Raw genomic sequence first — 14,910 nt, 5'->3', positions numbered from 1 at the left:
CCCCACGCTGCGCTTCCGTCAACTCAACTTTCATCGCTACACGCATGATTTCCCCTCCATATGACAAGGATACATGCATATATATAATAAGTCTTATTATTTATGACGCACTACACTAGCGCATCAGGGGAACCACATGGGCCGACTCTTCGGGAAATTCTTCTTTGCCATCCTCCTGGCCCAGTGCCTGGCCACCATCGGGATTGGCGCGACCTTCTGGCTCTGGGGCCATGCGCGCGAGGCCGGCGCCGGTCCCTACGCGGGGCCGCCCGGCGTCGATACCCGGAGCAAGGCGACGGCCGTCGGCAGGAAGGGCACCGGCTTCCGTATATTACGCTGGTGGTGGCGACCCTGGCCAGTCTGCTGTTGGCCGCTGTGCTGGCGTGGCATACGGCGCGGCCCATCCGCGCGCTGCGCGCCGCCTTCGCGGCCGCAGCGGGGGGCGACTTGAATGCGCGCTTTGGCGCGAACCAGCGCGCTCGGGGCGATGAATTGTTCGAGCTCGGGCGCGAATTTGACCGCATGAGCCTGCAATTGCGCGTGTTGATGGACAACCGGCAGCGCCTGCTGCATGACGTTTCCCACGAACTGCGCGCACCGCTCGCCAGGCTGCACGCGGCGCTCGGCCTGGCGCAGCAGCAGCCGGAAAAACAAGCGCAGTGGCTGCAACGTATCGAACGCGAAGGCGAGCGCATGGAAAAACTGGTCGGTGAGCTGCTCACCCTGTCGCGCCTGGATACCGCGACCAACCTGCCGGTGGCCAAAGAAGTGCTCGTTCTTGAACTGATCGCGGCGATCGTGACCGATGCCCTGTTTGAAACGGTCAGCAAGGGATGCAAGGTCAGCATCACCGGCTGCCCCAGCGCCAAGGTGCGGGGGGCGCCCGACTTGCTCTGCCGGGCCATCGACAACGTGGTCCGCAACGCGATCAAGCACAGCTCGCCTGGCGGCACGGTAGGAATCGATTTGCGCGTCGAAGGCGACAAGCTTGTTATAAGCGTGCTGGACGATGGTCCTGGCGTACCGGCCGTACACCTGTCGGCAATATTCCTGCCGCTTTTTCGGTCCGATCCCGGGGCAAGCGATATGGATGGCCATGGACTCGGGCTGGCGATCGCGCTGCGGGTGGTGGAGGCACATGGCGGCGCCATCAAGGCCGGCAACCGCGAATGCGGTGGTCTGTGCGTGACCGTGGCGCTGCCGGTCGCGTGAGATGGAGACCGAGGTTTGTCGGTGGCGCTTGGCAATTCATGTTAATGTAGAGCAATATTTCGTATCCGTCCTTTCCGAGATTCCCGATGTTGACCAATGCCGTTTATCCGCCCCATGCCGTGCCGCCGGGCGAAGCCTCTGTTGCGCTTGGGCGTATGGCGATGGAGTTGTCCGCGTACAAATCGGCGCTCGAAGCGAGCGCTAATGCGATGGTCATTACGCGCGCGGTCGCGCCGCACTTTATTATCGAGTACGTCAATCCCGCTTTCGAGCGCATCACCGGCTATACTGCAGCCGAGGTGGTCGGGCGCAACTGTAATTTTTTGCAGGGCGACGACCGGAACCAGGCTGGCATTGATGAGATTCGCCTTGCGCTGCGCGAACAGCGGGCCGGCAATGCCGTGTTGCGCAACTACCGCAAGGACGGCACGCTGTTCTGGAATCACTTGTTCGTCGCACCGGTGCGTAGCGCCGACGGCGTACTGTCCCACTTCGTCGCCTCCCAGTACGACATTACCGAAGCCCGGCAGCGCGAGGCGCAGTTGCTGCACCTGGCCCATCATGATGAATTGACCGGGCTTCCGAATCGCGCCTTGCTGCGCGACCGTTTGCTGCACGCAATTGCCGCAGCGCGCCGTAATGGGAGCCGGATCTGGATCGCTTTCGTTAGCCTGGACCGCTTCAAGGCGATCAACGACAGTTTTGGTCACGGCGGCGGCGACAAGTTCCTCAAGGTCATCGCGGCGCGTCTGCACGGCGACATTCGCGGCGGCGATACCGCGGCGCGCTGGGGCAGCGACGAGTTTGCGATCCTGATGCCCGAACAGAATGAGGACCAGCTTGCCAACGCCGCGCTTGAACGGATCATGGCGGTCGTGAACACGGCCATTCGGTACGAGGGGCAGGAAGTTGTCCTGACTTGCAGCATTGGTGTGGCGGGATACCCCGACGACGGCCTCGACGTTGATTCCCTGCTTGAACGTGCCGATATCGCCGCGTTTCACGCTAAAAATGAAGGGGGCAACCGCTTCCATTTCCACACGCCGGGAATGAACCAGAAAGCCCTTGCGCGCCTTCGTACCGAAGCCGATTTGCGCCTGGCTCTCCAGCGCGATGAATTCGTGCTGCATTATCAGCCCCAGCTTGACCTGGCAACTGGGCGCATCATCGGCATGGAGGCGCTGGTGCGCTGGCAGCACCCGGAACGCGGTTTGCTCGGTCCGCTCGAGTTCATCGGCCTTGCCGAGGAGACCGGCTTGATTGTCCCGATCGGCAACTGGGTGTTGCGCACGGCCTGTGTCCAGAATCGCCAGTGGCAGCATGAGGGCTTGCGCCACATACGGGTGGCCGTCAATCTGTCGGCCCGCCAGTTCGTGCTCGGCGACCTGGCCGAATTGGTTGCCGCCATCCTGTCCGAGATCGGCCTGTCACCTGGCGACCTCGAGCTTGAGCTGACCGAGAGCCTGGTCATGAACGACGTTGAGCGCGGCATTGGCGTGCTCGGCGCGCTCAAGCAACTCGGCGTGCGTATTGCCGTCGACGATTTTGGCACCGGCTACTCCAGCCTGGCCTATCTGAGGCGCCTGCCCATTGATGTCTTGAAGATCGACCGCAGTTTTGTATCCGATATCGGTTCAGGCGACGGTGACGCCATCGTTGCCGCAATCATTGCATTGGCCCATACGCTGAAATTGAAGGTTGTTGCCGAAGGGGTGGAGACGGTTGAACAGCTGGACTATTTGCGCGTCAACCAGTGTGATGAGATGCAAGGGTATTACTTTAGCAAAGCGGTGTGTGCTGATGCGTTTGCCGAACTGTTGCGTACGGATCAGCGCGCGTAGCGGGGTACTGTCTCGTCGTGACAACACCTTGTGCGCAAGTTATTGCGCGCAGCAAACACGCCTTGCGACAAGTTTTATTTCCTAATAGTATTATCTGCACTTGGCAAAGTATTGCCGCTGGCAATCCTCGCTTGCTGAACACACCGGCCTGCGCATGTCACAACAAGGGAAAAAATAATGTCAATTAATCAACTAATCTATCTCAGCCAGGCTACACGCAAAATGTCCGCTGAGGATCTGTATGCAATCCAGAAAACTGCCAAAGCAAATAACGAACCGTTGGACGTGACGGGCAGTTTGTTTTATAACGGCGGTTGGTTTTTGCAAGTGCTGGAAGGGCCGGCATTGTCGCTGGCTAAGCTCTACAAAAAAATTGAACTTGACCCCCGCCACAAGAATTCTCGGGTGATTTACAACGAGCCAGCAACTTTTCGTACTTTCCCGCGCTGGAATATGAATATGACCAATCTCGACGACAGACAAGCCGACAAATACGACGAACTGGTCGAAGTCATCGAAGCGGCGCAAACAAACCGCAAGATCGGATCGGCTTCGCCCGCGGTAACACTGCTAAAGTTGTTCAAGAGCTGAACGACTGCTGCCGTCGCACCACTGCACAAGACGGAGGGGAGTAGAGGCTCGCGTTCAGTTGTAGTGCGGCGACTGCGTTGCCTTTACGACCATATTGCTGGCGGTCGCGCTCAGCTTTTTGGTACAGGTTTCGTTGCAACGTCCCCTCGAAATTGCGTCCGGTTAACACTTGTCGTTGTGTTGACACGTGGACCGGCCCCGCTCTTCTGTCCACAGATTAAGCTTTATTTAGTCTGGGTAACTTTTGTATCCCCCTTTTTCCGTTACTATTTCGACCTCATGCCGAGCTTGCGCAGCTGCGCCGAAAAATTGACCAAGCGACGCCCTGAAGCGATAGCGGCTCCGGATTCAGTAGCGGCCCATATATGAAAGCAATCAATGTTCAGCAAGAACAAGCGCATCAAGCAAAAAGTTTCCACAGTTCGCGATGCTTTTCGCGTTGAAGCGCTCGAATCACGGGTCTTGCTGTCCGCCGATCCCATCATTGGCCTGGTGCATATAATTTTGCCAGGGGAGACCAGTCCCGATCACGTCGCAATCGACGCCTACCAGACAACCCAGGCCCCGGACGGCGGCACGCCGCCGGCCATGGGCGCGCCGCAGCAGGGCGCAGTCGACACTCACTTGCTCGATTTGGCCATGCTGGTGCAAAGCGGCGCAAGCGTTGCTGCTGTCTTGGACAGCTCCGTGCTGGCGCGGGTGCCAGGTGGTGCTTTATCGTTCGTTCCGCTCGACGCTGGCGGCACGATTGTGCTGGCGAACGGCGCCTGGACGGGGACCGGCGCAGACATGCAGCTCGACAGCGCCGCGCTTGGCCAGCGCCAGGAAGGTGTCGGTGAAATCGTCCTTGGCAGCATTGACGGTCACCATCTGATCTATATCGGCCAAGCCGGCGCCACCGACGCCGTCACGCTCAACGATACCTTGCACCTGATCAATCCGCAGCTGGGCGGTGAAATTTTCATCAATGCCGATCTGAACCTGAACAACGGTTCCTCGCTGGTGATCGACGGTTCGGGCCATACCAGCACGTTCGCGGCCAATGTCGTGAGCACCGACGACATCCTGGTCAACGATTCGGTGCGTTTTGACGGCCTTGGCATCTCCCTCACGGCAGGCAGCGACGGCACCGGCAATATTCACCTGGGCTTTAATGCGACCCATATTTTCCAGGGCAACCTGGACGGCTCGCCCGACAGCGCCATCCTGCGCGCGCCGGGCAATATCACCATCGGCGGCAATGTGGGCGGCGCCAGCCTGGGGGCGGGCGGTTTGGCTGGCTTGACCATCGAAGGGGTTGACGTAGCCGGCACCATCGATACGCCGAACGACGTCACGTTCAGCGAGTCCGTCATCATCAATGGCGACTTCATCATCAACGCCTCAGGCGTGGTCACGTTCGCCAAGTCCGTCACGCTCACCAATGGCGGCGACTTCTCCATCTTTGGCGCGACCCAGGTCATCTTCCAGGGCGGCGTGGTGCTCTCGGGCGGCGGCGACCTGTTCATTGAAGCGAACGAAGTCACCTTTTCGGGCGGCGGCGAATCAGTCGTAGGCACCGGCACGATGACCTTGCGCCCAACCACGGTCGGGCTGGCGATTGAACTCGGTTCGCCGCCAAACGGGAATACCGCCGATACGCTCAATATCGACAACAACGAGATCGCGACCTTTGCCGACGGCTTCAGCAAGATCATCATCGGCCATCAGACGGCGGGGCACGCCACGGCAGGTGCGGGCGCAGTGCGCATCGGCGCCATCGGCGCGGTCGAGCAGCCTACGCTGCGCGACAACGTCGAAGTCTACGGCGCCAGCATCGCCGTCGAGGACTTCAGTTCGCCAACGCTGAACTACACGCTGCTCGTTTCCGGCACCATCAAGCTTGATGCCGTGGGCGACATTGCGATCTACAACCAGGTCGAAGCGCGCAACGGCACGCTGCAAAACATCACCCTGTACTCAGCCTCCGGCGCCATTGCGCAGGTTGACTTCCTGGACGATGGCGTGGGCGGCGAGGCACTGCGCGGCGCCAGCCTGGACGCCCATGCGGCGCTTGGCATCAGCCTTGTGTACACGGAACTTGGCTCGGTCAGCGCCCAGAATACCGGCGCCAGCGGCGACATCGTGATTCACGAAACCGCGCTCGGCGGCGACTTGCTGCTGACGCTTGTCAACCAGTCGAATGTGGCCGGCTCCGGCGCCATCGACATCCGCACCGCCAGCGGGGCCATGACGGTGCTGGCGAGCGGCAGCGGCGTGGTCGCCAGCGGCACCGGCGACCTTACCCTTGCCGTGGCAGGCAGCGCCAAGGCGCTGCTGGTCAACGACGTCGTCACCACCACCAGCGGCAGCATCAACCTCTACGCGTCCGGTGCACTGTCGACGCTGGATGACGCAATCAACGACGGCGTGATTGCCTCCAGCGGTGGCGCCATCAGCCTCGTTTCCAGCCTGGCCAATATCAGCCTGGGTGGAAACGTCAGTTCGGCCGGCGGCCTGGTCAGCGTGCGTGCTGCCACGGCAATCGCCATGGCCGACGGCAAAAAGATCACGTCGCAAAACGCGCTCGACTCGGGCGCCGTCAACCTGCTGGCCGGCACCGGCATTGCGCTGTCGATCATTGAAGCTGATGGCGCGATGATCCTCACGGCGCGAAATGGCGCAATCGTCGACGTGCTGACCGGCGCCGGGCCCAACCTGGACGGCGACACGGCACAGGCAACGCTGGCCGCCACCACCGGCATTGGCGCCGGCGCCGGCCTGGCCCTGCAAACCCAGGTGGCCGGCCTGTCGGCCGCCAACACCGTCAGCGGCGGCCTGTTCATCCAGGAAGCCACCGCGCTGCGCCTTGGCAGCGCAGGCAGCTTTGCCATCGACCTGGGCGGGACCAGCGGCAACGCCAGCATCACCACCGCCAACGGCGCACTGACCGTGTCTGGCGCGGTGCGCAGCACTGGCGCTGTCGGCAACTTGCTGCTGCGCTCCGGCGAAACGGGCGAAGCCACATCAGCGAACGTCGAGCTGCGCGCCGATCTGACGTCCACCAACGGCAGCATCAGTATCGTCGCGGCCGACAGCATCGTCATCGATAACCTGGGCGTCGGCGGGCCGCGGCTGGAAACACTCAAGGCCGGCCAGACGCTCGACCTGTCGGCAGCGGACGCGATCAGCATGGAAGCGCAAGCGCAGCTGCAAACCAATAATGGCAATGTGCGCCTGGAGGCTGTCGCCGGCAGTGTCAGCGTGGGCGTGGTCAACGCCGGCACCAGCGGCAGCGGCGGCACCATCAGCATCAATGCCGGCGCCGCCATCACGGACGCGCAGGACGACGACCTGGCAGCACCGGCCGGCGTGAACCTGGCGGCCTACGGCTTGCGCTTGCAGGCCGGCGCCGGCATTGGCGCCGCAGGCAGCGCCATCGAGACGCAAGTGTCGGTCATGGCGGTGGCGGCAAGCGGCAACGCCTACCTGGCCGAGCGCGATGGCGTGGCCGTTGGCACTGTCGGTCCGGTTTCGGTCAACCGCGTCGATCTGTCCGGCGCGAGCGCGCCGGTGACCGACCTGGCGATCACGGGCTTGAACACCGGTGGCGGGGCGGGCACGAACATTTCGGCCACCGGCAACCTGGTCATCGACAGTAACATCAACGCCGGCAGCGGCAATGTCAGGATCGATGTCGCCGGCGCGCTCACGCTCAATGCCAGCATCGGCAACGGCAGCGGCAGCATCACCGTTCTGGCCACGAACAACATCGTACAGACCGGGCTTGGACGCTTGAGCACCAGCGGCGGCACGATCGACGTCGAATCGACTGCGGGGGCGATCGTCATGGCCAATGGCGGCCTGGCCCAGACCAACGCCGGCAATATCCGCTACAAGGCGGCAACCGGCATCACGCTCGGCGTGCTCGACGCGCGCAGCGCCGCCAATCGCAGCGACGGCCTGCTCGGCGCGCAAGCTGGCTGGGGATCGGTCAGCGTGGTTGCGGGCGGCGCCATCGCCGACCTTGCCGGCGACACTGCGACCAACATCTACGCAGGCGAGCTTCGCTTGAATGCCGTGGCAGCCATCGGCGCCGGCAGCGAGGCGCTGGAAGTTGAAGCGCTGCGCATGTCGGCAGCTGCGGCGGGCATGTACATTGGCGAGGCGAGCAACATCATCATCGACCAGACCGCCGCCGTTACCGTCAACCGCGTACTGGCCGACGGCAGCATCGCCGGTTCTTCCGTGACCGACGCCGTACAGGTCAACCTGGCCAGCAGCGCAGCACTGGTACTGCAGGCGGCGGCAGGCAGTATCGTCACCGGGATCAACGGCGCGATCAGCGCCGGCGGCAATCTGCTGCTCGCGGCCGGCGTCGACATCACGCTTGGCGGGTCCCTGGTCAACAACAGCGCCGGCACCAGTCTTGTGGCCGCTCGCGATATTGTGCAGGTGGGAGCCATCGCTTCTGCCGGCGCGGGCGCGAGCATCGAGCTGCTTGCATCGCGCAACGTGGTCCAGGCAAATGGCAGCACGCTGGCCAGCACCAATGGCAATGTGTCGGTCAGTGCGGGCGTGGACGCGACGATTGAATCGATCGCTGCGGGCAGCGGGGCCGTGCGCGTCATTGCCGGCAACGACATCATCGACGGCGACAGCGCCGGCGACACGCAAGCCGATCTCACCGCAGGCGCCTTGCAGCTTTTTGCAGGCAACGCGATCGGCAGCGGCAACAATGCGCTTGAAACCACCGTCGCGGTCCTGTCGGCACGCGCCGGCGCGGCGGGCTTGTACCTGTTTGACACCGACGGCGTCACGGTCGACACGGTCAGCATCCAGGTCAGCCGGGTGAGCGCCACGGGGGCCGCAGCGCAAAGCGTCAACGCCGCCCAGTCCAACCTCAGCGCCACCGGCAACGTGGTGCTGGTGACGAATACGGGCGATCTGCTGGTCAGCGATGAGGTCAGTTCCGTCGCGGGCAGCATCCTGCTCAAGGCGAGCCTTGGGGGCATCACCGTGAACAACGCGATCACTACCCTCGCAGGTTCGGTCTCGCTGTCGGCGGCGGGTGCAATCACCCAAAAGGCGGCAATCAGCAGCGCGGCCAGTGTCGACATCACCGCCGGCGGTGCCATCAGCATGGACGATGGTGTCATCACCAGCGCAACGGGGAACGTGCGTTACGTCGCCGGCGGCGTGCTGGCGCTGGGCGCCATCAGCGCGGCCAATGCCAGTGTGCAGGGCTCGAGCATCATCGACAGTGGCGCCGCCGACATCGACGTGACTGCGGGCAGCCTGCGCCTGGCCACCACCGGCACCGGCGCCGGCGAAGGCGCCGGCACGGGCGCTGCCCATCTGCAGAGCGCCGTCGCCACGCTTGCCGCCAATGTGGCGGGAGCCGGAGGCATCTATCTCGACGAAACAGACGGCATCATCATTGGCAGCGTTGCCGCCATGTCCGTCAGCCGTCTGGCTGTCGATGGCACCAGCAGCACGCTGACTGATGCGGCCTTGGCCGATCTGGTATCGGGCGGGAACCTGGTTCTGGCCGGCGGTGCAAGCATCACCGTCAACAGCTCGCTGGCCACCTATGCGGTCAGCGCCGTCGGCAATTTGCTGCTGAAAGCGGCAGGGGCAAATTCGGACTTGCTGATCAACGGCGCGCTGCTTAGCAGCGCTGGCAACCTGAGTCTTGCAGCCGGTCGCGATATTGCGCAGGCCGGCGCAATTGCCGCCATCGGCACTGGCAAGACGCTTGACCTGGTCGCCGCGCGCAACGTGGTCATGGCGCAGGGTAGCTTGCTGTCTTCCAACGGTGGCAACATCGTGCTGCAGGCGGGCCTGGACGCCACCATTGAGTCAATCAGCGCGGGCACGGCAAGCGTGAGCCTGCGCGCCGTCGCCGGCAGCATTCTCGACGGCGACGCCGCCGGCGACACCGAAGCCGATATCCTCGCCAATGGCTTGCAGCTGCGTGCTGGTGGCGCCATCGGCAGCGGCGGCAATCATCTTGAAACCACCGTCGGCACCTTGACGGCGCAAGCCGGCGCGCTCGGCATGTACGTTAGCGAAACGAATGCCTTGATCGTCGATACCTTGACAATCCAGGCTAATCGGGTGGGCGCCAGCGGCGCGGCGGTAGCTACCGTCAATGCTGCCCAGAGCAACCTGCAATCCGGTGGCGATATCGTCCTGGTCTCGAACGCGGGCAGCCTTGCGATCAGCGACACGGTTCTCGCCGCAGGCAATGTACTGCTGCAGTCGTCCACCGGTGGCCTGGTTGTCAACAGCGCCATCACCAGCACGGGCGGCGCAATCTCGCTCGCTTCCAGCGGCACCATCGTGCAGCATGCCGACATTGGCGTGGCGGGCAGCGGCAGCATTGACCTGGCAGCGAGCGGCAGCATTGCAATGGACAATGGCACCCGCATCAGCGGCAACGCCAATATCCGCGTGGCTGCAGGCACCGTCATGACGCTGGGTGCGGTCAGCACCACGGGCAAGGTGAGCCTCATCGCGGGCAGCATCACCGACGCAGGCAACGTGGAAACCGACGTCACGGCATCGCAGTTGCGCCTGGCCACGGCCAGCACCGGCAACACTGGCGCGGGCCTGGCCGGTTCGCACCTGCAGCTTAACGTCGGCACGCTGACGGTATCAAGCGCTGGCGTGGGCGGCGTTTATCTGGACGCGGTCAACGGCATCGTCATTGGTTCCGTGGCCGACATAGGCGTAACGCGCGTGAACGCCGACGGCAGCATCGCCAGCGTGACCGACGCCGGGTTCTCGGACCTGGTCTCGGCAGGCAACGTGGTGCTGGTCGCCAGTACCGGCAGCATCACCATTACCGACGGCGATGCGGATTACTTGGGCGTGAGCGCAGCAGGCAACCTGCTGTTGCAGGCTGCCTCCGACATCGTCGCCGGCGCCGCGCTGACCAGTGCGGGCAATGTGAGCCTGAACGCGGGGCGCGACATCGTCCAGAATGCCAACATCGTCAGCACCGGTGCGGGCAAGACCGTGGACCTGCTGGCCGTGCGCGACATTGGCATGGCCGCCGGCACGGGTCTGGCAAGCAGCAGCGGCAACATCGCTGCGCAAGCGGGCAACAACGTGACGGTCGCGATCATCTCGGCCGGCACGGCAGGTGTGCGCGTGGTGGCAGGTGCCAGTGTGATTGACGGCGCCAATGAGTCGGGCATCTTTGCGGGCAGCCTGCAACTGGTGGCCGGCAACGCCATCGGCGCTGCCGCCAACGCACTCGACACCACGGTGACGACGCTGTCCGCGCAAGCGGGCGGCGCCATCTACCTGCGCGAGACGGACGGCGTGACTGTCGATACGGTCAGCGTGCAGGTGAACCGCGTTGACGGGCGCGGCGTCGTAGCAGCCACGGTCAATGCGGCCCAGGCCAACCTGGCCGCCGGCGGCGACCTGGTGCTGGTCACCGGCGGCGCGCTGGTCGTCAGCGACAACGTCTCGGCGGCGGGCAGCATCTTGCTGCAGGCGACTGCGGGCAACATCACCGTCAATAACGCCATCAGCACGGCCTTGGGTTCGGTCACGCTGTCCGCTTCCGGCGCCATCGCCCAGAAGGCAAACATCGGCAGCGCCAACACGGTGTCGCTGTCATCCGGCGGCGCCATCAACATGGATGACGGCGTCACCACCACCGCAGTTGGCAATGTGCGTTATGCCGCCGGCGGCGCGCTGGCGCTGGGCAGCATCTCCAGCGCCCTTGACGTGAGCCTGTTGGCCGCATCGATTGTCGACAGCGGCGCCGGCGACACCGATGTCGTAGCCCGTTCGCTGCGTCTGGAAGCGACAGGCGGCGCCGGAACCACCGGCGCCCACCTGCAGGTAGCGGTAACGACGCTGGCCGCGCAGGTAGCCGGCAGCCTGTATGTGGACGGCATTGGTGCCATCGCCATTGGCAGCGTCGGCCCGGTTGCGGTCAGCCGCCTGGCGGTCGACGGCAGCACCAGCGTTGTCACCGATCTGGCGCTCTCTGGCCTGACTTCCGCCGGCGGTATTGAACTGGCTGCGGGCAGCATTGCGCAGGCAGCGCAGATCAGCACCACCGGCATCGCAGGCAGCATTGTGCTGGTCGCCACTGGCGACATCACCATGGCGCCGGCAGCAGCGAGCAGCACGGATCGCGGCGCGATCACCTACAGCGCGCTTGGCCAGATTACCCTCGGCCTGCTCGACGCGCGCAGCGCTGTTGAACGCGCAAGCGGCGCAAAGGCCGGGCAGGGCGGCTGGGGCGCTGTCAGCCTGAGCGCCGGCGGCGTGTTGGCCGATACGGCTGGAGCAGTGGCCGATGTCGGCGTTATGGCCAGTAGCCTGACGATCAATGCAACCGCAGCGGGCAGCAGCGCCAATGCGCTCGGCACCGAGATTGTCAACCTGGTCGCTCATATTGGCCAGGGCGGCTTGTACCTGGCCGACACCAGTTCGCTGGCGCTGGCTGCCGGCGGCGTCACCGTGGCAGGCGACGTTGCATTGAGCGCGGCGAACGAACTCAGTGTCGACGGCGCTGTCACAGTAGCCGGCGCCGTGGTGCTGCGGGCTGGCGCTGCCCTCGTCACCCATTCCGGCGTTACGGTGGCGGGCAATGCCAGCTTCAATGCAGCGCAGGATGTAGACTTGCATGCGACTCTCGCCGTCGGCGGCGCGCTGCTGCTGCACGCGGGCGCGACCATCGCCGTCAATGCCGGCGTGACGGTCGCAGGCTACGCGGTGTTTGGCGCGGCGCAGGATATCGACGTGCACGCCAGCGCTGCAGTCGGCGGCAATCTGCTGCTCGAGGCAGGCGGAGCGATTCTGGTGCATGCCAGCGTGCTCAGTAACGGCGGAAGCATCTCCCTGAACGCCGGTTCGTCGGTGGCCCAAAGTGCCGCCATCACCACGCTTGGACAAGGCAAGACCATCGACCTGGTCGCCCCCGGCGCTATCGGCATGACCGGTGCGGCCAGTACAAGCACCAATAACGGCAACGTTGCGTTGCACGCGCATGACATTTCGCTTGGCGCCATTGTCGCCGGGACCGGCAGCGTCAGTCTGGTGGCCGCCAACGCCATCAGCGATGGCCAGAACGGATCGGAGGCGCAATTCGTCAAGGTGCAGGCGGCAGGTTTGCGCATGGTTGCCGGTGCGGCCATCGGAAGCGTGGCCAATCCAATTGAAACAGCCGTGGACGTATTGGCCGCGTTTGCGGGCAGCGGCGACGTTGCTCTCATCGATACCAATGGCCTGGCGGTGAACGCGGCCGGCGTTTCGGTGAGCGTGAACCGCGTTAACGGCGGCGGCGGCGCAAGCGCCGTCTTCGATGGCGCGCTCGTTGGCGTCACGGCGCCGGCGGGCAGTATTGCGCTCGCGGCGAGCAGCGGCGCGATCGTCTTCGATGTGCCACTTGCCTCGCCTGCCGGACGTGACGTGAGCGTGGTGGGCGACACCTTTGTCGTGAACCAGCCGCTGGTTGGCGCGGGCGGCAAGCTCTTGATCATGCCTTCCAACCCGGCACTGGGCATCCAGATCGGCGGCGCAGCAGTTGATGCTGCCGGCCAGCTGTACCTGGACAGCGCGTCGCTGGCTAACCTGAAGGGCGGCTTTGACGACGTTGTCATCGGCGCCGGTTCGCTGGCGCCGGGGCAGGACATCGACATCGATGGCCGCACCGTTCCGGTCGTGTTCCGCGATGGCCTGGTCTTGAATGTGTCCGGTCCTGGCAGCGTGATCAGTGTCGAAGGCCAGCTGACGGCCGATTCGCTCGAAGCACGCGCTGCGGTAACGATCGTCGGCGTGGTGACGGTAACGTCCGGTAACGGCGCGCTCGAAGGCGGCGACATGCTGTTCAACGAGAACATCGATGGCGCCACCGGCAACGACCGCCTGACGCTGGCCGCGGGCGGCGACAGCATCGTCTTTGGCGGCCCGATCGGCGCCACCACGGCGCTGGCCTCGCTCACCATCAATGGCGCGGTTGACGTCAGCTTTGCCGACGCGGTGACGGTCAACGGCGACGTTGTCATTAACGCCACCGGCGTGGTGCGCTTTGACAGCCTGCTGACGCTGGAAAGCGGTTCGCTGGTGATTCGCGGCGCGAGTGAAGTGATCATCGGCGACGTCGTGCTGCATGCTGTCGACGGCCAGTTCATCGTGCAGGCCAATACCCTCACGCTCAACGGCGACGTCAACGGTGCGGCCAACGTGCTGCTGCGTCCGAGCGACATGGCGCGCGACATCGTGGTCGGCGGCGCTGCTGCCGGCGCCTTCAATATCAGCGCCGGCATGCTGGCGCACCTGTCGAGCGCCGACAGCCTGGTGATCGGCGTGCAGGGCAGCGACGGCCACGCGGCTGTGGGTGCCGGCAACGTCACGCTCGCACCAATCGACCTGGGCGCCATCACGGCCGCGCCGGTCAAGGTGTTCGGCACCAGCATCACGCTCGCGCAGGGCGCCGGCAGCCTTCAGGCATCGAGCATCGTGCTTGACGGGCGCAACGGCGTTGTGCTGCACGACAGTGTGGCTGCCAGCGCGGGCGACGTGGTGATCTACAGCGGCGCGGGCGCGATCGCGATGGATGCCGGCACGGCGGTGACGTCGAGCGCGGCGGTGGTGTTGAACGCGGCGGGCACATTGGGTGTGGCGCAAGTCAATGCCCAGCATGTGGTGCTGCGCAGCACCAGCGGCGGCATCGTCGACGTCAACGGCGACAATGCCGTCAACGTGGTCGCTGCGACCGTGTCGCTGTACGGCTACGGCGCGCCAGTAGGAACGGGCAACCCGATTGAAGTGCAGTCCCCGGCCATTTACCTGGCCGCCCGCACCGGCATCGAATTGCAGGATACGGGCCTGGACGGCCGCACCCATTTCTATGTGCTCGATGGCGCGACGATGTACGAGCAGGCGGTCGGTATCGGCCCTGTGGTGCGCAATACGGTGGATCCGACGCCACGCGCGGTGGCGACAAGCGCTGCACCAGTGCTCGCTGGCGGCGCGCTCTCGCCATTCTCCTACGGCGCAACACCGGCGGCCAACAGTCACAGTGATGTAGAGCGCTATCTTGCCGGGGCGATGTCGGTTCAAGCAAGCGGCGACCAAATGTCGTGGTCCGGTATCGACGGTATCGACGGTATCGATGCCGCCGCGCTCGGTTTGCAGGCACATGGCAGCGCGGCGGCCAGCTTGCAGCAGACATTCGACTATTGGCTGGAGGACCTGGTGGTGTAAAAAGCGCCAGCGGTCAATACACTGAGGTGTGGCTTTTTTGCACACGGCG

Annotated in this window: 4 protein-coding genes; all 4 read left to right on the top strand. The window is 64.3% G+C overall.

Features of this window, described 5'->3' with window-relative positions; all coding sequences use genetic code 11:
• Positions 1–339: 339 nt before the first annotated feature.
• The 4 genes from ACP7D4_RS16920 (at position 340) to ACP7D4_RS16905 (ending at position 14,861) form a co-directional block, all read left to right on the top strand.
• A complete protein-coding gene (locus tag ACP7D4_RS16920; RefSeq protein ID WP_426210268.1) occupies positions 340–1,212 on the top strand; it encodes a sensor histidine kinase in 873 nt (290 codons plus the stop codon).
• An 86-nt stretch (positions 1,213–1,298) separates the two neighbouring features.
• Positions 1,299–3,053, top strand: a complete 1,755-nt coding sequence (locus ACP7D4_RS16915) for a putative bifunctional diguanylate cyclase/phosphodiesterase (RefSeq protein WP_426210266.1) — start codon at positions 1,299–1,301, stop codon at positions 3,051–3,053.
• A 177-nt stretch (positions 3,054–3,230) separates the two neighbouring features.
• Positions 3,231–3,644 (top strand): BLUF domain-containing protein, encoded by a 414-nt coding sequence (locus ACP7D4_RS16910; protein ID WP_426210264.1) that lies wholly within the window; start codon positions 3,231–3,233, stop codon positions 3,642–3,644.
• A gap of 378 nt (positions 3,645–4,022) precedes the next feature.
• Entirely contained in the window at positions 4,023–14,861 is a 10,839-nt protein-coding gene (locus ACP7D4_RS16905) for an LEPR-XLL domain-containing protein (protein WP_426210262.1), read from the top strand.
• The last annotated feature ends 49 nt before the right edge of the window (positions 14,862–14,910 follow it).

The sequence above is a fragment of the Massilia sp. TWP1-3-3 genome (genome assembly GCF_049897805.1).
Lineage (GTDB): Bacteria > Pseudomonadota > Gammaproteobacteria > Burkholderiales > Burkholderiaceae_D > Telluria_A.
Note: the sequence above shows the minus strand (reverse complement) of the source record. Positions and strands in the feature narration are given on the sequence as shown.

Bases quoted from the DNA above. Each gene is read 5' to 3' on its own strand.
- ACP7D4_RS16915 (WP_426210266.1), top strand. From the start codon at position 1,299: ATGTTGACCAATGCCGTTTATCCGCCCCATGCCGTGCCGCCGGGCGAA.
- ACP7D4_RS16905 (WP_426210262.1), top strand. From the start codon at position 4,023: ATGTTCAGCAAGAACAAGCGCATCAAGCAAAAAGTTTCCACAGTTCGC.
- ACP7D4_RS16910 (WP_426210264.1), top strand. From the start codon at position 3,231: ATGTCAATTAATCAACTAATCTATCTCAGCCAGGCTACACGCAAAATG.